Origin of the sequence: Burkholderia sp. PR2, assembly GCF_052372875.1 — a bacterium.
GTDB lineage: Bacteria > Pseudomonadota > Gammaproteobacteria > Burkholderiales > Burkholderiaceae > Burkholderia > Burkholderia diffusa.
Genome location: NZ_JBQRWH010000001.1, coordinates 484,022 through 505,338 on the forward strand (window position 1 = coordinate 484,022; position 21,317 = coordinate 505,338).

Consider the following 21,317-nt stretch of genomic DNA (forward strand, 5'->3'; position numbering starts at 1 on the left):
GAATGAGAATGACGCGTACGATTGCTGCAGTGCTGCTGGTCGTGACCGCCGCGCTCGCTGGTTGCAATACCGTTGCAGGCGTGGGACAGGACATTTCGAAGGGTGGCCAGGCAATTAGCGATACCGCCGAGAAGGCGAAGTAAGCTACCGGGTTCCGGAATGTAGAAGGCGTCGGGCCGTCCCGCGATCGCGGGACGGCCCGGCGCCTTTTTCATGGCGCGCGGTGGGCGGCGTCAGGCACTTTCCACGAACGCGTAACGGCCCTCGACCTTGCGCGGCGTGAACCAGCCGAAGTCCGGGAACAGCCGGTTGCGGACGAACCAGACGTAGCCGACGAGGATGACCGTCACGCCGAGGGTCGGCAGCGCGGCCGACGGATCGCGGCCGAGATCGGCGATGGTCTTCGGCACTTGCAGCAGCGACAGAATGATGAACGCGTGATACGCGCCGACGCGATGGGTCGCGAAGCCCCAGATGAACAGCAGCGACAGCGGCACCGTCAACGCGAGGAACAGCACCGCGGCGCCCATGTTGAGTCCGTCCACCAGGATGAGATAGGCGAGTGCGACGCTGATCAACAACTGCGCGATGCCGAGCGCGATCAGGACCCGGGTATGCACCTTGTTTTTCCTGCACAGTTCGGGGTCGGGGCGCGACGCGATCAGGCGCGCGAGCACGCGATCCTTGAGGCCCTGTCCGGCCAGCTCGGCAAGCACGTCGGCTTTCCTCGCGCCCGCGGACAGCAGCGCCGCGATTCTTGTTTTGGCTTCCTTCTTGTTCATGGCGATGCGAATTATTGTTCGATGGTGGTCAAATGGCCCGGCCACGCGAATATTGCATCTTGCGCGACGGTACGCAACGATTTTGCCGCGTGCGGACACATTCCTACAGTCGTCGATGGTGGGCGGTGATGGCCATCGATCGACGAACGGGCTAGCCATCGAGACAACCGGCTGACGTGATGCGTGCCGGCGGCTCGCGCCGCCGCGTCGCACCCACCAGCATCCCCGCGACGACGAGCGCGATGCCGAGCACGCGCGTGCCGCCCAGCGACTCGCCGAACAGCGCGACCGCGAACAGCACGGCCGAGACCGGCGCGACCGCCGTGAACAGCGCGGCTTCGGTGCCGCTCGTGCGAGCCGAACCCGCGTACCAGCACAGATAGCCGAGCACGGTCGGCACCAGCGCGTAGTACGCGATCGCCGACACCGCGCCGATGTTCCAGCCGGTCGCCAGCGCGTGCCATTCGAACGCGGCCGGCACCAGCGCGAGCACGAAGCCGAGGCCCGACATCGCCGTCGACAGCGCGAGCGGCGGCAACGGCGCCGACAGCCGCCGGTTGAGCAGGATGAACACGGCCTCGCAAGCGACGGCGGCCAGCACCAGCGCGTCGCCGGCGAGCGTCGGGAGCGACGGCATGGCCTGGCCGGGCGCGAACGTGACGAACAGCACGCCGGCGGTGGCCAGCGCGGCCGCGCCCCAGTCGCGCGGCGTCTGCCGCTCGCGCAGCACGACCGCCGCGATCAGCGTCGACATCGCCGGCAGCGTGCCGAGCATCACGCCTGCATCGATGGGCGACGACAACTTCGTGCCGATGATCAGCAGCACCGTATAGCCGACCCCGCCCGCCGCAGCCTGCACGACCAGCAGCACGGCGTCGCGTGTGGAGACCCGCGGCCATCGCATTCGCTGCGCTCGCATCAGCGCGAACAGCAGCGGGGTTGCGATCAGGAAGCGCAGTGCGGTGGCCGCGAACGGCGGCAGGCCGCCGGCCGCGAGGCGGCTCGCGATGACGGTGCTGCCTACGCCTGCCATTGCGGCGGCGAGATAGAGATAGCCGATCAGTCGTGTCTTCATGTGCCGCATCGTCGCGTGCGGCGGCACGGGCGTCTTGAACGAAATTGCAGCGCGTCGGCGAGCGGGGCGGGTGAGCGGGAAGGCGATGCGTCCGGTGTCTCCCGTTGACCGGCAGCGCCGCCATCCAACGTGCCGGACGGCGACGGTCGACATCGTCGCGCACCGGTGGCCGCGCAGCGACGGCGAGGCCTGTTCAGCCTGCCTGCGTGAATCGTCCCGGCGTGATCCCGAACTGGCGTGCGAACGCGCGCGTCAGGTGGCTCTGGTCGGCAAAACCGGCTTCGGCCGCGGCATCCGCGATCGGCCGGCCGTTCGCGAGCAGTGCGCGCGCCAGCCGCGTGCGCGACTGCATCAGATACGCATGCGGCGTGATGCCGAGTTCGCGCGCGAATCCGCGTAGCAGCTGGAAGCGGCTCACGCCGCTCAGGCCGGCGAGTTCCGCCAGCGAAACGGGTGCGGCGGGCGCCGCATCGAGCCGCTCGCGGGCGACCCGGATCGCCGGTGCGACGCCGGCGGGTGGCAGCGCGCGATTCGAGTGCCGCGCAAGCAGCCCGGCGACCAGCGTGACGAGCGCCTCGTCGCGGGCGAGCGGCAGCGTGTCGTTTCCTGCGACGATCCGTGCATGCAACCGTCCGAACGCGGCCGCGAGCCGCGCGTCACGCACGGCGGGATGTACGAGCTCGACGCCCCCGAGGCCTTCTTCCGCCGCGACGCCCGCGACCAGGACGGGCGCAAGGTACAGCATCTGCCAACGCCGGCCCGTGCCCGTTTCGATCGGCATGCCGTCGTGTATCTCGCCCGGATTGACCATGATCGCGTCGCCGGTCAGCGCGTCGACCTGCCCGCGGCCGCTCCAGGACCGGTGCGCGCCGCTGACGATCACGCCGACCCCGAAGTCGTCGTGCGCGTGCCGCGGAAACGTGCGGTCGGACTCGAGGCTGATCGCCTCGATGCCTTCATCGGTGCGTCGGTAATGGGTGACACGGTGCATGGGCGCTCCTCGCGCCGGCAGCGGCGCGGATCACGTGCACTTTAGCGCGTTCCGGCGCCGCGCGCCCTTCATCCTTTTGGCCGATACCGCGCGGCGTGCGCAGCCCGCACCATGTGCACATGAGCAGCGTACACGGCCCGCCGGGCCTGAAGCTGCGCGGGAGACGGCAGGTGGAACGACAGGACACGGTATTCATTCAGGTGGGCGCGCTCGCGGACGGCTTCGCGCCGGACGCGAACATCCTCGCGCCCGTGGACGAGCTCGCCGGGCGGTCGCTGGCCCTCGGCGACGCATCGGGCGCATGGCGCGTCTACATGTTCGAAGCGGGCGCGCTGCAATGGCTCGACGCGGCAACCGGCACGGGCGGCCGGGCGCCTTGCCGTGTCACGCGGCTGCGCGACGACCTGTACTTCGTCGACTACATCGACCCGGCAGCACGCGCGACGTCGGTCAGTCTCGTGATCGACGTCGGCGGCGGCGTGTGGACGTCGGTGATCGGCACGCTGCCGACCGAAGCCGAAACGCATGTCGACGCGTTCACGCGTGTCGCGCGCGGGCTGCCGCTGACGGGTGTCGATGCGACGTTCCGGCACGGCACGCTCGGCGGCCATGCGCAGCCGGGCCCGCTGCACGGGCCCACGCGCGAACTGATCGGCAAGCGGACGATGTATCGCTACAGCCCGACCGAATGCTACGAGCACATCTACCTGAACGAGAACTTCTACGCATGGCAGTGTCTGCAGGGCGTCGAAGGCGGCTTGGCCGACGTGGACCGCTGCCATTACTTCAGGCTCGCCGAGCAGCTGTATCTGTTCGTATGGCGCGAGAAGGTGGTGCCGACGCTCGGCGTCGTGCTGATCGACCTCGCACAACGCAAGACGGACGGCAAGATCTTTGGATACCAGGGCGCCGATTTCGGCATGCTGTCGAATTTCCCGATCGGCGCGCATGCGCAGGTGCTGAACGAAACCGTGCATCCGATCGCCGGCGAGGCGCAGCGATGAACGCCGTGCCGGGCAGCGGCCGCCTGCGTGCGGATTTCAGTGGCCGCGTCGTGCTCGTCACGGGCGCGGCGCAGGGGATCGGCGCGGCAATCGCGCGCCGTTTCGCGCAATCCGATGCATTCGTCGCGCTGGCCGATCTCAACGGCGATGCCGCTGCCGTGCAGGCGAACGCGCTTGCCAGCGCGGGCGGCGCTGCGCGTGCGTATCGCGTCGACGCCGCGAGCCGAGACGAACTCGTCGCGCTCGTCGCGGCGGTCGAGCGCGACGGTGGCCGGCTCGACGTCGTCGTTCATAACGCCGCGTACTTCCCGCTGACTCCGTTCGAGCAGATCGATGCGCCGCTGCTCGAGCGCACGCTGTCGGTCAACCTGTCGGCGCTGTTCTGGCTCGCACAGGCCGCGCTGCCGGCATTCGAGCGTGCGGGGGCGGGGCGGCTGCTCGTCACGTCGTCGGTGACCGGGCCGCGCGTCGTCTATCCGGGGCTCGCGCACTACGCGGCGTCGAAGGCAGGCGTAAACGGCTTCATTCGCGCTGCGGCGCTTGAACTCGCGCGCCGCAACGTGACGGTCAACGGCGTCGAGCCGGGGATGATCCGCACGCCGGCAGCGGGCAATCTCGGCGATGCGTCGGTCGCCGCGCAGATCGCGCGCGACATTCCGCTTGCGCGCATGGGCGAGCCGGAGGACATCGCGAACGCGATGCTGTTTCTCGCGTCGGCCGATGCGGGGTACATCACCGGGCAGACGATCGTCGTCGACGGCGGCGCGACGTTGCCGGAGAGCGGAGCCGTGCTGGGTGACGGGTAAGGGCGGCGCGCGCGATCGTGCGACGAGGGCCGTCGAATGGGCCGGCAGGGGCGCAGTCGGTGCGACCCGCGCACCGTCGCGCCGGTCGCTACTATAGCCAGCCGTTATGAATGAACTCGACGATCGAGTACCGGCGAGGTTCGAGTTCTTGCTGCCGGACGGCCTCGATGATCCGCGACACGCCATCCGCGTAAGGCGACGCGCCGTACACGCGGGATTCGAATTGCAGGCTGCATGCGCCGTCCTCGATGCGGATCCGGTGGAACGCATGGCGGCCGAGCTGATCGTCGGGAATCTGCAAGGCGTCGCGCTGCTCGGCGGGGTCCCGCACGGAGTGGATGTCCTGCGCCGGAACGCCGAGCGACTGAGCGACGCCGACCGCGGTGCCGGGCACGGACGTCTTGCTGGCCTGGTGCGACTCCGTCACGCTGATGTGGCAGTCGCGAAAGAGATGGCCGCTGGTTTCCAGCATGCTCATGAACTTGAGCATCAGGATGTTCGTATTCGGACAGAGCACGACGGGGAAGTCGTGCGATCCGGTTTCGAGGTCGGAGCCGGTGGACAGCTCGACGAGTGGCGACCCCGTGGCGCGGCAGAATTCGATCGCGGCAGGCAGCTCGCGGCCGGATCCGGCGTGAACGACGATCGAACGGACGTTGCCACGGGCGGGGTCCGACCAGGCCATCACGCGACAGGTTGCCGGTGCGAGCCGGTGCGAGCCGAGCAGTTCGGTTGCCAGCTTGCCGGTGCCAACGACGAGTACTTGCATGGGATAGACGAATTGAGGTTCGGGGTTCGATACGGAAACGGCGCGGGTCGTTCGACGACCCGGCGCGATCACGGTGCACCGCGCGGCGCGCCGTGATCGCGCATTATGCCCGGCGGCCTGCCGCTGTGTGTGGTGCGCACCTGCACGGCCGCGGCGGATCAACAGATCGACCTCGTCGATGGTGACGCATCCGTCGCAGCACACACGGAAGCGTGAACGGCGCTACGCTGTCGACACCCCGGCCGGGCACGCCCGTGTCGCGGCCGGCATCGCACCGAACCGCGTATCATCCAACCCCCTTCGACCCTGGAGAGCACATCGATGGAACACGACCTGAACGGCAAGGCAGTCGCGATCACCGGCGGATTCGGCCACCTCGGCATCGCAACAGCCGCCTGGCTCGGCCAGCGCGGCGCTCGCGTCGCGCTGATCGGCCGTGGCAGCGCGCCGGACGCGCAGGCGTTGCCCGGCGTGCCGGCCGATGCGCTGCGCCTCGGCGGCATCGATCTCGTCGATCCGCAGGCAGCTGCACGCGCGCTTGACACCGTGAATCGCGAATTCGGCCGGGTCGACGCGCTGCTGAACATTGCAGGCGCGTTCGTGTGGCAGACGATCGCCGATGGCGACGCGGCCACGTGGGACCGCATGTACGAACTGAACGTGAAGACGGCACTGAATGCGTCGAAGGCCGCGCTGCCGTACCTGGTGGCGAGCCCGGCGGGCCGCATCGTCAACATCGGCGCGGGTGCGGCGTTCAAGGCAGGCGCGGGAATGGGCGCGTATGCGGCCGCGAAGGCGGGCGTCGCGCGACTCACCGAGGCGCTGGCGGCGGAACTGCTCGATCGCGGCGTGACCGTGAATGCGCTGTTGCCCAGCATCATCGACACGCCGCCGAACCGTGCGGACATGCCCGATGCGGATTTCACGCGCTGGGTCCGGCCCGAACAGATCGCCGCGACGATCGGGTTCCTGCTGTCGACTGACGCGCAGGCGATCACCGGCGCATCGATTCCCGTGAGTGGTCGCGTGGCGTAGCGGCTGACGGGCGATCGCACTCGATTTCGACGTCAGGGCATGCGAAATCGCGCACGCGGAATGTGCGCGATCGCCGCGATGTCGATCAGCAGGTTGCACGGCTGCATACGGCCGGCGGCCTGCATGCCGCGGACCATCACCGTATACTGGGCGTTCGACATCATGTGACTGAAGCCGTGACCAAGCCTGCCTCCGCGGATACGCTCGCCGACGATCCGCGTCCGACCCCGCCCGAACAACCCGAACTGGAAGACTGCTGCAACAGCGGCTGCTCGCCGTGCGTTTTCGACCTGTACGACGAAGCGCTGGCGCGCTATCGCGTCGAGCTGGCCGAATGGGAAGCGCGGCACGAGCAACTCAAGCATCACAAACGGGCTTGATGCCCGCAAGCGGTCGCGCATGCCCCGATTCGCTGCCGGCGCTGTGTGGTCCGACCCGTGTCGTCACGTACCGGCGCGCACGCGTCGATGCATCGGTCCCAGCGCGGCAGACAACGCGACGCAAACGAGCAACACGACCGCCAGCGCCCACATCGCCGTCCTGAACCCCTGCACGTAGTCGAGCGCACCCGGCTGCGCGCCGAGCCGCGCGAAGAACAGCCCGCCAAGTGTCGCCGCCCCGACGGCCGCGCCGATCTGCAGCATCGTGCTGACCATGCCCGATGCAACCCCGGCGCGCGCCGCGTCGACTTCCGCGAGCACGATCCGCACGACCGACGGCAGCACGAGGCCTTGCCCGATGCCGATCGCCGCGACGCCCGCGTAAAAGCCCGGGCCGGGCGCGTGTTCGCCGGCCAGTGCGGCGGCGGTCGCGACGCCGGCCGCGAGCATCGCGAAGCCGAGCATGAGCACGCGATGGCCGCCGAACCGGTCGACGAGGCGAGGCATCAACAGCGGGCTCGCGAGGAAGCCGATGCCGAGCGGCAGGATCGCCAGCCCCGACGCGAGCGGCGACCAGTCCAGGCAGCCCTGCAGATAGATCCCGTAGCTCAGGAAGAACGCGCTCAGCATGTAGAACAGGAACGCGAGCGTGAGCCCGAGCACGACGACCGGATTGCGCAGCAGGCGCACGTCGAGCAGCGGATCGCGGCCGCCCGCGATCCGGCGCGCTTCGACCGCCAGCAGTGCGCCGAGCATCGGCAGCGCCCCGGCGATGCACGCGACCATCCACAGCGGCCAGCCCGCCTCGCGTCCGTGCGTGAGCGGGTAGACGAGCATCAGCAGGAACAGCGACAGCAGCACCGTGCCGGGCACGTCGATACGCTGGCCGCGTGGCGGCCGGCTTTCCGGGATGAAGCGCCAGCTACCAAGTAGCGCGAAAACGCCGATCGGCACGTTGACGAGGAAGATCGCGCGCCAGCCGAGCCCGAACGGATGGAGGCTGATCAATGCGCCGCCGCCCAGTTGGCCGATCACGGCCGCGAGACCGAACACGAAACCGTAGAAACCCATCACGCGCACCTGTTCCTGCGGGCTGAACACGCTGCGGATCGTCGCGAGCACTTGCGGTGCGAGGACCGCGGCGAACAGGCCCTGGAGCACGCGGCCGCCGACCAGCACCGCGCCGCTGCCGGCGAGCCCGCACAGCGTCGATGCGACGACGAAGCCGGCCATCCCGATCATGAACATCCGCTTGCGGCCGTACAGATCGCCCAGACGCCCGCCGGTGATCTGCACGACCGCGTTCGCGCACGCGTAGGCCGACACGACGAGCTGCAGCTCGGACGGTCGCGCGCCGATGCCGTCGCGGATGGCCGGCAGTGCGAGATTCACGATGAAGTAGTCGAGCGGCGGCAGAATGGCGCCGACCAGCAGGACCACGAGCGCCCAGCCGTGATGGCTGCGCGGCGGTGCCTTGGCGGCCGTGCCGGCCGGCGCGCAAGGGGCGAGGGTGTTGTCGGTCATGAACGGAAGTCCGGAAGAATGAGGGCTGCAACGCATGTCGAAGCCCGTTGAACCGGGCTCGTGCGAGCCGTTGAACCCATATTCTGCGGATTGCCGATGAATCGGAAAAGCGGGAATTGGTGGTAGCATCCATCGGGTTATTCGATGGATGGAGAGGGCGATGCGCGGTTTCGACCTGGATCAGTTGCGCACTTTTGCGGCGGTGGCGGATGCGGGCAGCCTTACGGCGGCCGCGCCGGTGCTGCATCTGTCACAGTCGACGGTGAGCGAGCAGGTGCGCAAGCTCGAATCGCGCGCCGGCGTGCCGCTGTTCGCGCGCAGCAAGCGCGGCGTGGAGCCGACACCGGCCGGCGCACGTTTGCTGCAGCATGCGCGCCGCATCGTCGCGCTGAACGAGGCCGCGTTCGACGAAGTGCGCGGCCAGGCGATCAAGGGCGAGTTGCGCGTCGCGATCACCGATTACTACCGGACGCACGAAGTCGCGGGCCTGCTCGCGCGGTTGCGTGAGTGCTACCCGCAACTGAGCCTGCACGTGAGCGCGATGAAGAGCGCGGAGATCGAAGCCGCGCATGCGCGCGGACAGATCGATCTCGGCGTCGTGATGAACCTGTCGAGCGGGCCGTTCCGGCCCGCGTCGGCCGATACGCGCTGGGTGCTGCGGCGCGAGCCGCTGTCGTGGGTTGCATCGCCCGCGCTCGCCGAGCAGTTGCCCGAGCCGTTGCCGCTCGTGCTGCTGCCGGACGACTGCATGATGCATCAGATCGCCGTGCGCTCGCTCGACGAGCAGCACGCGCCGTATGTGCTCGTGCACAGCGCGTCGGGCGTCGCGGGGCTGCAGTCGATGCTGACGGCGGGGCTCGGCGTCGGCTGCCTGTGCGCATCGGCGATCGGCGAGGGTCTCGTGCGGCTCGGCGCGAAATACCGGCTGCCGGCGCTGCCCGACGCCGTGTTCTCGCTGACGCCGCCGATGCCGGGCGAACGCGAGACGGTCACGCAGGCACGCGAGGTGCTGTCGCGCCAGTTGCTGATGTGACGCAGGCATGCGCGTCGGCGCAGACGCACGTATTCGACGGGGGCGGTACCAATGAAAATATCGAGAGATTTCGGGATCGTCGTTCGGCGCGCGGCGCTGGTCGAAAAAGCGGTCGACCTGTCCGCGGTCATGCGCGAATTCAATTTCGCCGAGTATTTCGACGAGTCGGACCGGCTGGTGTCGCTCGGCCCGTTCTTCGGCGGCGACGCGGCCGATGCGTGCATGAGGTCGCTCGAGCGGCTCGGGCTGGTCTACTTCGACGATTTCTTCATCGTCGAGGAAACGTACCCCGGTTGGTGCGAGGTGGAAGCTTTCTGAACGTTGCGTAGCGGGGGACGATACGCATGAACGACGAACTGAAAAGCAAGATGGCGGCGCGGCTGCAGCACGCGCTGGAGCGGGTGGTCGACGAGCGCTCGCTGATCCAATTCCTGCGCGTGCTCGGCCATGACTGGCACAAGGAGCGCCAGCTCGACGCAGACGTGCCGCCGTCGCCATTCGCGGCCGCCGCGCTCGGCTGGGAAAACCGCTCGATCGGCGAGTACCTGGAGGCGATGGTCGACTGGGCCGAGGCGTCCGAGGACGGGCCGCGCTGCTACGACCTGCCCGACAATCCGTGGCGGCGCATGGCCGACATCCTGTTCGCCGGCAAGATCCACGAATAGCGCATCGCGTCGACTGGCGGGCGCAGCGGGTTGGAGCGGCCTAGTCGGCCGTCCCTTCGGCATACGTGCGCAGCCCGGTAGCCAGTGCATCGAACACGGCCCGGCAACGCGGGCTCGCCCGCAGATCCTCGTGCATGACCACCCACGTTTCCAGTTTCATCGCGGGCCCGTCCGGCAGCACGCGCACGAGCCGCGCATCGCGCTGCGCGAGCCGGTTCTGGCAGAAGCCGATCCCGTAGCCGGCGCGGATCATCGCGAGCTGCGCGAGATTGCTGTCAGTGCGCAGCGCGAACGCATCGCGCTTCCACTGCGGCATCCCGCGCCCCGCCGAGCGGATGAATGGCGTCACCGTATCGAAGCCGATCAGCGCGTGATGCGCGAGTTCGTCCGTCGACGACGGCGTCCCGTTGCGCGCCAGGTAGTCGTCGCGGGCATACAGCGCGACGTCGATCTCGCCAATGCGCCGTGCGACGAGCGCGTCCTGTGCGGGCGGCGCCATCCGCACTGCGATGTCGGCCTCGCGGTTTAGTACGTCCTGGATGCGGTCGGTCGGCACCAGTTCGATGACGAGCCCCGGATGGTCGCGCCGCAACTGCGCAAGCATGGGCGGCAGGACTTCGACCGCGATCACGTCGCTGGCCGAGATCCGCACGGTGCCGCGCACGCCCGCGCCGTGGCTCGCGGCCGCGCGCTCGAACGCGGCTGCCGCGCTGCGCAGCGCCTCGGCGTGACCGCGCAGCGCGAGCGCTGCCTCGGTCGGCAGCAGCCCCGACGGCGAGCGCGTGAAGAGCGTCTGGCCGAACGTGGCCTCGAGCGCCGCGACATGACGGCCGGCCGTTGGCTGCGTGATGCCGAGCGCGCGCGCCGCGCCCGACAGCGAGCCTTCCGTCAGCACGGCGAGGAAGGTGCGGTAGCGTTCCCAGTTCAGATCGATGGCCATACATAAATGTATAGCTAATCAATCATGTTCGGCAATTCCTTGCTAGGCGGCCTCGCGCCAGAATGCGTGCAGACAACGGTTCATTCACGGAGAACGACCATGACGGCAAACGCAGGCGGAACGCAACGACAGGCACTCGTGCTCGGCGCGAGCGGAGGCATCGGCGGCGAGGTCGCGCGTCAGTTGCGCGATGCCGGCTGGCAGGTGCGCGCGCTCAAGCGCGCGCTCGACGCCGAGACGGTGGAGCGCGACGGGATCGCCTGGATGCGCGGCGACGCGCTCGATCGCGAGGCGGTGGTCCGCGCGGCGCGCGGCTGCAGCGTGATCGTGCATGCGGTGAACCCGCCCGGTTACCGGAGCTGGTCGACGCAGGTGCTGCCGATGCTCGACAACACGATCGCGGCGGCGACGGCGGCGCAGGCGACCGTCGTGCTGCCGGGGACGATCTACAACTACGGCCCCGACGCGTTTCCCGTGTTGCGCGAAGAGGCGCCGCAGCATCCGGTGACGCGCAAGGGCGCGATCCGCGTCGAGATGGAGCGGCGCTTGCAGGCGGCGACCGCGCAGGGCGTCCGGACGATCATCGTGCGGGCCGGCGATTTCTTCGGGGGGCATGCGGGCAACAACTGGTTCGGGCAGGGGCTCGTCAAGGCCGGGCAGCCCGTCGCGGCCATCAGCGTGCCGGGCCGGCCGGGCGTCGGCCATCAATGGGCGTACGTGCCGGACGTCGCGCGCGCGATGGTCGAGCTGCTCGAGCGACGCGACACGCTGGCGCCGTTCGCGCGCTTCCATCTCGGCGGGCACTGGGACGCGGACGGCACGCAGATGGCGCAGGCCGTGCGCCGCGTCGCGCAGCGGCACGGGATGCGGCCGACGGTGCGGCGATTTCCGTGGTGGCTTGTGTGGGCCGCGGCACCGTTCGTCACGACGATGCGCGAGATGCTCGAGATGCGCTATCTGTGGCGCGAGCCGCTCCGGATGGACAACGCGCGGGTGACGGCGGTGCTGGGCCGCGAGCCGATGACGCCGCTCGATACCGCGGTGGAGGCGGCGCTGGCCGGGCTGGGCTGCTTGCGATGACGGCGAGCGGCGCACGCGAATGGCGGGCCCGCATGCGGTTCATGTCCGTGATCGCATGCGCGCCTGCCACCTGCCGTCACGCGACGACCGGCAATACCTCGACCGCATACCGGTGCCGGAGGCTGCGCCCGAGCACCGGATCGTGCAGTTCCATCTCGAATGTGTCACCGTCGCCCATCGCCGCGATCGCGCCGTGCACGGCGACCGTGCCGCCGAACATCGCGCAGCGCGCGGGCATCGTGCGCCGGTCATCGAAGCGCTGCCACAGCGCATCGGGCGCGAGCAGCCCGCTGACGGCGCCATGTTGATACGCGACGCGTTCTCCGCCGGGTCCGATCAACCATGAACGCATCTCGATCGCGTCCCAGTGATCGGCAACGTCCGCATGGCGCCACGCATCGCGGCCGAGCGGTTTCGCGCATACCTGCTTCGACACCGCGACGCCGTAGGCCTCGACTTCCCGATCCGTATGGTCGGAACCGACCGTCACCAGCGTGCCGACCGGGCTGTCGATCAGCACGCACTCGATCTCGCCGCCCGAGCGCGCGCCGAGCACGCCGATCGATGCCGCCTGCGTGAGCAGCGCGGACGACACGCGATAGAAGCACGGCGTGGTCGACGGCGGCGCGACGCCGAGCGCCGCGAGTTCGTCGATGTGCGCGCGGATCGCGTCCGGATCGCGGCCGGCCCAGCCGGCAATCACGACACGTTCGATCTCGACGTCGACATGAGCGGACGCACCTTGCGGGGACATCACGTTGAACGACAGGGCTTGCATGCGGGTATCCGTTTGAAGTGCGAATGAATGAAACGATCGGCAGGGACGCTCAATCCGCGAGCGGCCGGTGCGCGGTCTCGCGCGCGGCCAGCAGCGCGATCGACGTGACGACGAGCGACGCGGTGACGTACAGCGACACGGCCGTCGTCGTTCCTGTCTCGCGGAACAGCGTCGCGATCACGAGCGGCGCGAAACCGCCGCCGACGATGCCAGCGAGCGTGTAGGCCAGCGACGAGCCCGCGTAACGCACGCGCGTCGGGAACTGTTCGGTGACGAACGCGCCTTGCGGACCGTACATCGCCGCATGGATCACGAGGCCGATCGCAACCGCCGCGACGATCGCACCCGGCCGCGCCGAATCGAGCATCGTGAAGAACACGAACGCCCACACGATCCCGGCGATCGCGCCGGCGAGGTACACGGGGCGGCGTCCGAAGCGGTCCGACAGCGCGCCGAAGAACGGCACCGCGAGCGCGTTGCACGCCGTGCCGATCATCACGGCCGTCAGTGCGACGGGGCGCGACAGATGCAGCACGGTCGTCACGTAGGTCAGCGTGAACACGACGATCAGCGCGTACAGCACGTCCGAACCGATCCGCGACCCGCCCGCGATCAGCAGGCGCTTCCAGTGATACTTCAGCACGTCGGCGACGGGCACCTCGGCGGTCGCGTGCGATTCGGCGAGCTGCTCGAACTGCGGCGTTTCGTCGACGCCGCGCCGCAGCCAGAAACCGAACACGACGAGCAGCGCGCTGGCCGCGAACGGCACGCGCCAGCCCCACGACAGGAAGTCGCCCGACGTGGTCGACAGTGTCACGAGCGCGATGCAGCCGGTACCGAGCAGCGTGCCGAACGACGGGCCGATCTGCGTCCACGATGCGGACAGCCCGCGCCGCTTCTGGTCGCCGTGCTCGACCGACAGCAGCACCGCGCCGGCCCATTCGCCGCCGAGCGCGACGCCCTGCACGAAGCGCAGCGCGACGAGCAGGATCGGGCTCAGGATGCCGGCCTGCGCATAGGTCGGCAGCGCGCCCATCAGCGCGGTCGTGACGCCCATCAGCACGAGCGTGAGCATCAGCACCGCACGGCGGCCGATGCGGTCGCCGAGATTGCCGAACACGAAGCCGCCGAGCGGGCGCGATACGTAGCCGACCGCGTAGGTCGAGAACGCGAGGATCGTGCCGGCCAGCGGATCGACCGACGGAAAGAACAGATGATTGAAGACGAGCGCGGCGAGCGTGTTGTAGATCGTGAAGTCGTACCACTCGAGCGACGTGCCGATCATGCTCGCGGTCGCGAGTCGGCTGTTGCGGACGCGGCGGGGTGCGTGGGCGGCGGGCTGGGCGAGAGTGCTCATGGTGTCGGGCATGTCGTGAAGGATGACGGGATGACGCGCGTGCCGATGACGGATGACGCGGCCGGTGGCGAAGTCGGGATTCAGGCCGGCAGGGCGGCGGCGGCCGCTTTCGTTTCGGCATCGCGACCGGCCGCCGGCGGCGGCGCGGCGGCGCGCCAAAGCAGGTCGAAGGTGCGCACTTCGTCGTGACCGGCGATGGCGGTAGAGATGGCGGTGGCGACGCGGCGGGTGGCCGCCGCATCGCTGCCCTCGATCAGCACGAGCGCGTCGGCGGCCGGACGCGCGGCCGCATCGGCACCGATCGGCGCGGACAGGTCCGGCACGGTGCGGAACAGCCGTGCCGCATGGATGCCGGGTTCGCTCAGCACCGCGTCGAAGCGCTCGCGCAGGTGCGGCACGTCGATGTGCTCAGGCTGCAGCATGAACAGCGCGAGATGCATGCCTTCGCCGTCGCCGGCCTCGATCGTCAGGTCGCCGACTCGCCGCTGCGTGCCCGTCATCCGTTCGAAGTTCGCGAGCGACCAGGCGGTCTGCCGCGTGAATGCGCGCCGATACGCGTCGCTGCGGAACACGTCGAGCGTGTCCGTCACGTAGAGCGCGAGGTACTTGCGCGGGCCGCCGTCCGTCGCGCGAAACCGTCGCGCATGCGTGAAGCCGGGAATCGCGACACGCTCCTGCATGTGCTCGCGGTCGTACCACGCGTTGAAATCGGCTTCGTGCGCGGGGTCGATGTCCGTCCAGACGCAGAGCTGGCCGTGTGGAAGGGAAAGGCGGGTCATGGCGGGTTCCTCGTGACGGGGTGTGTCAGGAACCGCAGTGTCCCGAAGACGGGCCGTGCCCGTCCAACAAGAAAACAAATTCGCGGTGAACAGGTTTTCTTATGAGCGGCGCGGACGGCGTTTCGCCGGGGTGGCGGGCGGTGCGGATTCCGGCATGCGTTTTGCCGTTGCGGTCCGGGTTTTTCTTGCCGGACGGACGGGAGCTTCGTCGACAGCCTCGGCCTTTGCCGATGCGCCCGTCTTCGCATGACTCGACGCGGCCGGCATCGCGCGTGCAACTTCGCTCGCCAGTTCCGCGATGCGCGCGGCGACGGGCAGGCCCTGCGTGCGATACGACGCGACGAGCGGCAGCGCGGGGAATTCGGGTTCGACGTCGAGCAGTTCGAGCGCGCCTTCCTGCAGTTCGCGCCCGATGATCGCGGGCGGCAGCGCGGCCACGCCGAAGCCGTCGGCGACGAGCCGGATCATCGCGGCGACCGACGTGATGCAGTTGATGCTGGCCGGCCGTTCGACGACCGCGAACAGCCGCTCGATCGTTGCGTGAGGCCCCGAATGTCGCGAGAAGCTGATGATCGGATACGCGGCAAGCCGCGCGATGTCGAGCCGTTCGCCGCCGAGCCCGAGGCGCGGGCTGGCCGCCCAGCGCACCGGGAATTCGCACAGCGGCAGGTTCGTGAAGTCGGGGCCCGGCACCGGGTCGGTCTGCAGGATCAGGTCGACGCCGTCGGTGCTCAACAGGCGAATCAAGTGCAGCGTCGTATCGCTCGTGATTTCGACGTCGAGGCGCGGATAGCGTTCGCGCAATTGCGCCATCAGCGCCGGAAACCAGCTGTGAACGATCGATTCGATCACGCCGATCCGGATCAGGCCCGCGTCGCTCGCCGCGTCGATGTCGCGCCGCATCTCGCTGTCGAGCCGCACGATTCGCTCCGCGTAAGCGAGCATGCGCCGCCCCGCGGGCGTGAGCGTGGCCGAGCGCGTGTTGCGGTCGAACAGACGCACGTCGAACGCCTCTTCGAGCGACGCGATGCGGCTCGACACGGCCGCCTGCGTCGTGTGCAGTTTCTCGGCCGTGAGCCGGAAGTTCTCCAGCTTCGCGAGCCAGACGAAGGTTTCAAGAAACCGGATGTTCATCGAATTCCGAGCGGTGAGGCAGTGCCGCGCGGGGGCGGCGGGATCGGTCGATGTTAGCGGATTTCCGGGGCGTGAACGCGCGCCGTGCGTGCCGGGGCGGGGGGCGGGCGTTCGAGTGCCGGAAGACGCGCGCCCGACCTTGTGCGGCCGCCCGCAACGCGGTGTCACGTGGGCTTCGTGTCTTCAGGCATCACAGCTTGTCGAACGCGAGCGTCGGCACATCGACGACCATCGCGCCGCCGTCAGCCACGAGCGTCGCGCCGGTCACGAACGACGCGTCGGGCGAGGCCAGGAACGCGCACACGGCCGCGATTTCGTCCGGATCGGCCGCGCGCCGCAGCGGCACGTCGGCACTGACGCGCGCATAGGCGCCGTCGAGCGTGTCGCCGTGAGCGGACATCAGCGGCGCCATTTCCGCATCGGCCATCGGCGTGCGGACCCAGCCCGGGCACACCGCATTCGCGCGCACGCCGTGCGGCCCGTAGTCGCGTGCGAGCGAACGCGCGAGCCCGAGCAGTGCATGCTTGCCGACCGTATAGCCGCATACGCCGGGCCCGGCCACGAGCGCCGCGATCGACGCGACCAGCACAATGCTGCCGCGCCGCGCGATCAGGTCGGGCAGGCATGCGCGTGCGCTGACGAACGCGGTGTCGAGGTTCGCATGCATCGCGTCGCGCCATTGCGCGTCGTCGGTTTCGTCCGCGCGGCCGAGACCGTGGCCGCCCGCGCATGCGACGAGCGCATCGACGGGGCCGAACCGTGCAGCGATCTCAGGCAGGAAACGCGCCCAGTCGGCCGTGCTCGCGGCGTCGCCGGCGAGCGCGAGGCCGCCCGTCTCGGCGGCGAGCGCGTCGAGCGGCGCCCGACGCCGCCCGATCAGCGCGACGCGATCGCCGCGGGCGGCGAAGCGGCGCGCGCACGCGGCGCCGATGCCGGTGCCTGCGCCGGTGATCGCGATCGTACGGGGTTGCGGGTGCGTCATGTCGTTCTCCGGAGGGTGTCGTTTCCGGTCACTTTAGGTGGCGCCGACGCACGCCGGTATCCGCCGAAAGGATGAACGCATACCGGCCGGACGGGCGAGGGCGGTATCGCGCACCGGGCCGACCGGCCGGATCGCGGTCATTTTGCAAAAGCTGACGATGTCCGGCGCCGAATCGCTCTATCCTCCGTATTTTTGCGATGCGTCGCAAAAGCCCGGCAAAATGGCGCGGGCGCGCCCGCCCATCAGTGCGGGGCGCGACGGCCGCCCGATTCCGTCGTGCAAGCGGAGCGGCAGGCGGCAAGATCGGCGTGCGCATGCGACCGATACGGATACATCAGCTCTGCCGATGGCGCAGGGCGCGGTGGCTGATCGCCCGGTCGCGCATTGCGCGGCCGGACCATCGACAGGAACAGGGAGGGGCCGGCAATGAGGCTGGACGACGAAAGAGAAAGCGTGAACGTCGAGGATCGACGCGGCGGTGGCGGGTTCGGCGGCGGGCGGGCGACGATCGGCATCGGCACGATCGTGGTCGCGCTGGCTGCATCGTATTTTTTCGGGATCGACCCGCGCGTCGTGCTCGAAGGCGCGTCGGCGCTGCAGGGCCGGCAGCAGCAGGCCCAGCCCGCGCCTACGCAGCACCAGGGCGCACCGGCGAACGATCCCGGCGCGGTGTTCACGCGCAAGGTGCTCGGCAATATCGAGCGCACGTGGACGGGCGTCTTCAACACCCAGTTGCATGCGCAGTACCAACCGCCGAAGCTCGTGATGTTCACGAACTCGACGCCGACCGCGTGCGGCACCGGCCAGACCGCGATGGGGCCGTTCTACTGTCCGGGCGACCACAACGTGTACATCGATCTCGGCTTCTACGACGAACTGCGCAAGCGCTTCGGCGCGGGAGGCGATTTCGCGCAGGCCTACGTGGTCGCGCACGAAGTCGGTCATCATGTGCAGAACCTGCTCGGCATTTCCGACAAGGTCGATGCCGCGCGCCGCCGTTCGAGCGAAGCGCGCTCGAACGCGCTGTCGGTGCGGATGGAACTGCAGGCCGACTGCTTCGCCGGCGTGTGGGCGAACAACGCGCAGCGCGCGAACCAGCGGCTGATGGAGCCAGGCGATTTCGAGCAGGGGCTGAAGGCGGCCGCCGCGATCGGCGACGATCGGCTGCAGCAGCAAGGCCAGGGCTACGTCGTGCCGGAGAGCTTCACGCACGGCACCAGCGAGCAGCGTGTGTACTGGCTGCGGCGCGGGATGGAATCGGGTGAAGTGAGCGCCTGCGACACGTTCGCCGCGAACGCGCACTGAGATTCACTGACAGGGCGGGGCGCGCATGGTGCCGCGCCTTCGTTTCGAGGCCGCCCGCGCGGCCGCTCCGGAAACCTCGCCGATCGTTCCGATCGCGCTCGATCGGCGTGCGCGATGTTCCGCGCCGTCTTCGACGTCCATGCTCGGTCCTGCGGCTCACGGCGCATGCCTTCCCGACGCGGATTCCGTCGTCGGGAGACGGCCGGTGCGTGCGATGTCTCGCGCCACCCTCGACGGCCATCGTCGACCGCAGGGCTCGCGGCGCATGATGTCCTGACGTCGATTCGGTTGTCGCAACACGGCCGGCGCGTCCGCCATCCAGCACCAGCAGACGAATTGCCGATTTGTGCTCACTGGCCCATTTTCGGCGCCGGTAGGCTGGCCCGAACTTCGACGCGTGCGGCCGCCGGCCGCTCCCATCATGCCGACCTCATCCGTTCCCGCCGATCACGAAGCCGCCGACTGGCAGCGCGCGCTGCGCGCGTGCGTCGATGCGTTCGACGCGTTTGCGAGCCCGTCCGCGATCGTGTTCTACCGGCTCGACCTGAGCGGAGAGCCGGCCGATTTCGAGCTGTTCGGCATGCCCGAGTCGATGCATCGCACCTACATCGCGCGCTACCGGATGCTCGATCCGCTGCACCCGTCGCGCTGCGCGGCAGGCGCTCACGCGGTCGTGACGCTCGCTTCCCAATTGCCTGAGGAAAGACGCGATGCGTCCGCATACTGGACCCGTTTCCTGCGGCGCCACGATGTTGCCGACGTCGTCGAGATCTGGCTGCGCGACGACGCGGGCCGGACGATCGGCGCGTTTTCGCTGCTGCGCTTCGGGAAGGGCGTAGCGGGCGGTGGCGTCGGCAACGGCACGGCGGGCCGGTTCGCGCCGGGCGAGATCGACGCGCTGGCACGGCTGCAGCCTGTTGCCGAAGCCGCGCTGAGCCCGCTGCTGCGCGCACGGCGCGGGATTCACCGGATCGATTGCGAGGCGCGGCTGACCTACCGCGAGGAGCAGATCGCCCGCCTCGTACGCGACGGCCGCTCGAACAAGGAGATCGCGCGCGATCTCGCGCTCGGCCAGCCGACCGTCAAGACGCATCTGATGCGGATGTACCGCAAGCTCGGCGTGTCGAACCGCACCGAGCTGGTCGGCACGTTGTTCCTGTAGTTTTTCCGCGTCCGCACCCGCGTGCATCCCGCGCGATTCATCTGACGATAGCGCGGCGCTCGGTCGCCTTCATTCCCCGTTCCCGACTCACCCGCGTTTCGATCCCCCGCGCGCTTGCCAATTTGCGCTCACGGGGCGCGATCCCTCGTCGATACAGTGGTTCGACACCCGCATGCCGGAGCGCACGCGGCCCAGCCACGACAATCATCGAGACGCCCATGAGCACCACACACTTCGTCGCGGTCAGCGACACCGTGCGCACCTTCGTCGCACGCGATTTCGGCCTTTTCATCGACGGCGCCATGCAGCCCGCGCACGCGGCCGCGCGACTCGACGTGTACGACCCGGCGACGGGCGAGCGGCTCGCGACGGTCGCGGATGCCGACGCGCACGACGTCGAGCGCGCGGTCGCCAGCGCGAAGCATGCGTTCGACACCCGCGTGTGGAGCGGGCTGCGCCCGGCCGACCGCGAGCGCATCCTGCTGAAGCTCGCCGACCTGATCGAAGCCGATGCCGAAACGCTCGCGCAGCTCGAAACGCTGAACCAGGGCAAGTCGATCCACGTGTCGCGCGCGATCGAGGTCGGCGCGAGCGTCGAATACGTGCGCTACATGGCCGGCTGGGCGACCAAGATCACCGGCCAGACGCTCGACGTGTCGATCCCGTTCCCGCCCGGCGCGCGCTATACGGCCTATACGCGCAAGGAGCCGGTCGGCGTGGTCGCCGCGATCGTGCCGTGGAATTTCCCGCTGATGATCGCCGTGTGGAAGCTGATCCCGGCACTCGCGGCCGGCTGCACGATCGTGCTGAAGCCGTCGCCGGAAACGCCGCTCACCGCGCTGCGCCTCGCCGAACTCGCCCTCGACGCCGGCGTGCCGCCCGGCGTGTTCAACGTCGTCACCGGCGGGCGCACGTGCGGCGCCGCACTCTCGAGCCACCCGTCGATCGCGAAGATCTCGTTTACGGGTTCGACCGCGACCGGCAAGCAGGTTGGCGCGGCGGCCGTGCAGAACATGACGCGCTTCTCGCTCGAACTCGGCGGCAAGAACCCGATCGTGATGCTCGACGACGTCGACGTCGCGCAGGCGCTCGACGGTGTCGCCGCCGGCGCGTTCTTCAACCAGGGACAGGTGTGCGCGGCCGCGTCGCGCATCTACGTGCACCGCAGCAAGTTCGCGCAACTCGCGGACGGCCTCGCGGGCGTCGCGCAGTCGATGAAGCTCGGCGCGGGCCTCGACACCACCGCGCAGATCAACCCGCTCGTCTCCGCGCACCATCGCGACAACGTCGTGCAGCACATCGAGGGGGCGCGCCGCGCGGGCCTCACGTTCCTCGCGGGCGGCACGCCGGCCGACGACCTGCCCGGCTACTACGTGAAGCCTGCCGTGATCGCCGATCCGCATCCCGACAGCGCGATCGTGCGCGACGAGGTGTTCGGCCCGGTGATCGTCGTCGTGCCGTTCGACGATGCGGCCGACGCCGTGCGCCTCGCGAACGCGTCGCCGTACGGCCTCGCCGCGAGCATCTGGAGCAACGACCTGAAGCGCGTGATGAATCTCGTGCCGCAGATCGAGGCCGGCACCGTGTGGGTGAACTGTCACATTCCGCTCGACCCGTCGATGCCGTTCGGCGGCTACAAGCAGTCGGGCATCGGCCGCGAGTTCGGCCAGTACGCGATCGAAGGCTTCACCGAAACCAAATCCGTGTGCATCGCGCACTGACGCGCGGCATCCGTT

The 21,317-nt window shown here is 69.2% G+C and carries 24 protein-coding genes; 12 read left to right on the forward strand and 12 right to left on the reverse strand.

All coding sequences use genetic code 11. The annotated features are described in order from the left end of the window. Positions 1-8 precede the first annotated feature (8 nt). Positions 9-143: an entericidin A/B family lipoprotein gene (locus ACT2FV_RS02170; protein WP_006752948.1), complete on the forward strand. Its 135-nt coding sequence runs from the start codon at positions 9-11 to the stop codon at positions 141-143. 90 nt (positions 144-233) lie between these two features. Here ACT2FV_RS02170 and ACT2FV_RS02175 read toward each other — a convergent pair whose 3' ends face one another. From ACT2FV_RS02175 to ACT2FV_RS02185, 3 genes are all read right to left on the reverse strand, one after another. After that, entirely contained in the window at positions 234-782 is a 549-nt protein-coding gene (locus ACT2FV_RS02175) for a permease (protein ID WP_124628271.1), read from the reverse strand. Between the two features lie 151 nt (positions 783-933). After that, positions 934-1,857, reverse strand: coding sequence for a DMT family transporter (locus ACT2FV_RS02180; protein WP_151049061.1), 924 nt, complete (start codon positions 1,855-1,857; stop codon positions 934-936). 193 nt (positions 1,858-2,050) lie between these two features. After that, on the reverse strand, positions 2,051-2,848 hold the full coding sequence (locus tag ACT2FV_RS02185; RefSeq protein WP_151049059.1) for an AraC family transcriptional regulator: 798 nt from the start codon (positions 2,846-2,848) through the stop codon (positions 2,051-2,053). 170 nt (positions 2,849-3,018) lie between these two features. Here ACT2FV_RS02185 and ACT2FV_RS02190 point away from each other — a divergent pair, with 170 nt between their 5' ends. Further along, positions 3,019-3,852: a molybdenum cofactor biosynthesis F family protein gene (locus tag ACT2FV_RS02190; protein WP_151049091.1), complete on the forward strand. Its 834-nt coding sequence runs from the start codon at positions 3,019-3,021 to the stop codon at positions 3,850-3,852. Then, entirely contained in the window at positions 3,849-4,658 is an 810-nt protein-coding gene (locus tag ACT2FV_RS02195; RefSeq protein ID WP_444503092.1) for an SDR family oxidoreductase, read from the forward strand. The genes ACT2FV_RS02190 and ACT2FV_RS02195 overlap by 4 nt, the downstream gene beginning before the upstream one ends. A 91-nt stretch (positions 4,659-4,749) precedes the next feature. On the opposite strand, the gene ACT2FV_RS02200 is transcribed toward ACT2FV_RS02195, so the two are convergent. Continuing rightward, entirely contained in the window at positions 4,750-5,427 is a 678-nt protein-coding gene (locus tag ACT2FV_RS02200) for a dihydrodipicolinate reductase (RefSeq protein ID WP_444503892.1), read from the reverse strand. Between the two features lie 321 nt (positions 5,428-5,748). Here ACT2FV_RS02200 and ACT2FV_RS02205 point away from each other — a divergent pair, with 321 nt between their 5' ends. Then, positions 5,749-6,462 (forward strand): SDR family NAD(P)-dependent oxidoreductase, encoded by a 714-nt coding sequence (locus ACT2FV_RS02205; protein WP_444503093.1) that lies wholly within the window; start codon positions 5,749-5,751, stop codon positions 6,460-6,462. 32 nt (positions 6,463-6,494) lie between these two features. Here ACT2FV_RS02205 and ACT2FV_RS02210 read toward each other — a convergent pair whose 3' ends face one another. Then, on the reverse strand, positions 6,495-6,626 hold the full coding sequence (locus ACT2FV_RS02210) for a hypothetical protein (protein ID WP_257129478.1): 132 nt from the start codon (positions 6,624-6,626) through the stop codon (positions 6,495-6,497). 12 nt (positions 6,627-6,638) lie between these two features. Between ACT2FV_RS02210 and ACT2FV_RS02215 the strand changes: the two genes are divergently transcribed. After that, a complete protein-coding gene (locus tag ACT2FV_RS02215) occupies positions 6,639-6,842 on the forward strand; it encodes an oxidoreductase-like domain-containing protein (protein ID WP_444503094.1) in 204 nt (67 codons plus the stop codon). 63 nt (positions 6,843-6,905) lie between these two features. Here the strand turns inward: ACT2FV_RS02215 and ACT2FV_RS02220 are convergent, their stop codons facing one another. Continuing rightward, complete coding sequence (locus tag ACT2FV_RS02220; protein WP_444503095.1) at positions 6,906-8,366, reverse strand: MFS transporter; 1,461 nt, start codon at positions 8,364-8,366, stop codon at positions 6,906-6,908. 160 nt (positions 8,367-8,526) lie between these two features. Here ACT2FV_RS02220 and ACT2FV_RS02225 point away from each other — a divergent pair, with 160 nt between their 5' ends. The 3 genes from ACT2FV_RS02225 to ACT2FV_RS02235 are packed head-to-tail and all read left to right on the forward strand — an operon-like array spanning position 8,527 to position 10,064. Continuing rightward, a complete protein-coding gene (locus ACT2FV_RS02225; protein ID WP_444503096.1) occupies positions 8,527-9,399 on the forward strand; it encodes a LysR family transcriptional regulator in 873 nt (290 codons plus the stop codon). Between the two features lie 51 nt (positions 9,400-9,450). After that, a complete protein-coding gene (locus ACT2FV_RS02230) occupies positions 9,451-9,717 on the forward strand; it encodes a hypothetical protein (RefSeq protein ID WP_151049052.1) in 267 nt (88 codons plus the stop codon). Between the two features lie 26 nt (positions 9,718-9,743). Further along, on the forward strand, positions 9,744-10,064 hold the full coding sequence (locus ACT2FV_RS02235; RefSeq protein ID WP_151049051.1) for a DUF7660 family protein: 321 nt from the start codon (positions 9,744-9,746) through the stop codon (positions 10,062-10,064). Positions 10,065-10,104: 40 nt separating this feature from the next. Here the strand turns inward: ACT2FV_RS02235 and ACT2FV_RS02240 are convergent, their stop codons facing one another. Continuing rightward, the gene (locus tag ACT2FV_RS02240; RefSeq protein ID WP_444503097.1) at positions 10,105-11,004 is read right to left on the reverse strand and encodes a LysR family transcriptional regulator; all 900 of its coding nucleotides are present in this window, start codon (positions 11,002-11,004) and stop codon (positions 10,105-10,107) included. A 99-nt stretch (positions 11,005-11,103) separates the two neighbouring features. Between ACT2FV_RS02240 and ACT2FV_RS02245 the strand changes: the two genes are divergently transcribed. Continuing rightward, a complete protein-coding gene (locus ACT2FV_RS02245) occupies positions 11,104-12,084 on the forward strand; it encodes an NAD-dependent epimerase/dehydratase family protein (RefSeq protein ID WP_444503098.1) in 981 nt (326 codons plus the stop codon). Between the two features lie 76 nt (positions 12,085-12,160). Here ACT2FV_RS02245 and ACT2FV_RS02250 read toward each other — a convergent pair whose 3' ends face one another. The 5 genes from ACT2FV_RS02250 to ACT2FV_RS02270 all read right to left on the reverse strand — a co-directional run bounded on the left by ACT2FV_RS02250 (position 12,161) and on the right by ACT2FV_RS02270 (position 17,114). Next, the gene (locus ACT2FV_RS02250; RefSeq protein ID WP_151052232.1) at positions 12,161-12,862 is read right to left on the reverse strand and encodes a DUF2848 domain-containing protein; all 702 of its coding nucleotides are present in this window, start codon (positions 12,860-12,862) and stop codon (positions 12,161-12,163) included. A gap of 49 nt (positions 12,863-12,911) precedes the next feature. Further along, positions 12,912-14,231 carry an MFS transporter gene (locus ACT2FV_RS02255; RefSeq protein WP_059599233.1) on the reverse strand — a complete coding sequence of 440 codons (1,320 nt, stop codon included), beginning with the start codon at positions 14,229-14,231 and terminating at the stop codon, positions 12,912-12,914. A 68-nt stretch (positions 14,232-14,299) separates the two neighbouring features. Then, positions 14,300-14,998, reverse strand: a complete 699-nt coding sequence (locus ACT2FV_RS02260) for a hypothetical protein (protein WP_444503099.1) — start codon at positions 14,996-14,998, stop codon at positions 14,300-14,302. Positions 14,999-15,097: 99 nt separating this feature from the next. After that, positions 15,098-16,132: a LysR family transcriptional regulator gene (locus ACT2FV_RS02265; protein ID WP_444503100.1), complete on the reverse strand. Its 1,035-nt coding sequence runs from the start codon at positions 16,130-16,132 to the stop codon at positions 15,098-15,100. Between the two features lie 190 nt (positions 16,133-16,322). Then, positions 16,323-17,114 (reverse strand): SDR family NAD(P)-dependent oxidoreductase, encoded by a 792-nt coding sequence (locus tag ACT2FV_RS02270; protein ID WP_059599165.1) that lies wholly within the window; start codon positions 17,112-17,114, stop codon positions 16,323-16,325. 426 nt (positions 17,115-17,540) lie between these two features. On the opposite strand from ACT2FV_RS02270, the gene ypfJ reads away from it, so the two are divergent. The 3 genes from ypfJ to ACT2FV_RS02285 all read left to right on the forward strand — a co-directional run bounded on the left by ypfJ (position 17,541) and on the right by ACT2FV_RS02285 (position 21,302). Further along, positions 17,541-18,419: a KPN_02809 family neutral zinc metallopeptidase gene (ypfJ, locus tag ACT2FV_RS02275; RefSeq protein WP_059599167.1), complete on the forward strand. Its 879-nt coding sequence runs from the start codon at positions 17,541-17,543 to the stop codon at positions 18,417-18,419. A 421-nt stretch (positions 18,420-18,840) separates the two neighbouring features. Continuing rightward, on the forward strand, positions 18,841-19,581 hold the full coding sequence (locus ACT2FV_RS02280; protein WP_151052099.1) for a helix-turn-helix transcriptional regulator: 741 nt from the start codon (positions 18,841-18,843) through the stop codon (positions 19,579-19,581). Positions 19,582-19,799: 218 nt separating this feature from the next. After that, positions 19,800-21,302 carry an aldehyde dehydrogenase family protein gene (locus ACT2FV_RS02285; RefSeq protein ID WP_444503101.1) on the forward strand — a complete coding sequence of 501 codons (1,503 nt, stop codon included), beginning with the start codon at positions 19,800-19,802 and terminating at the stop codon, positions 21,300-21,302. Positions 21,303-21,317: the final 15 nt, after the last annotated feature.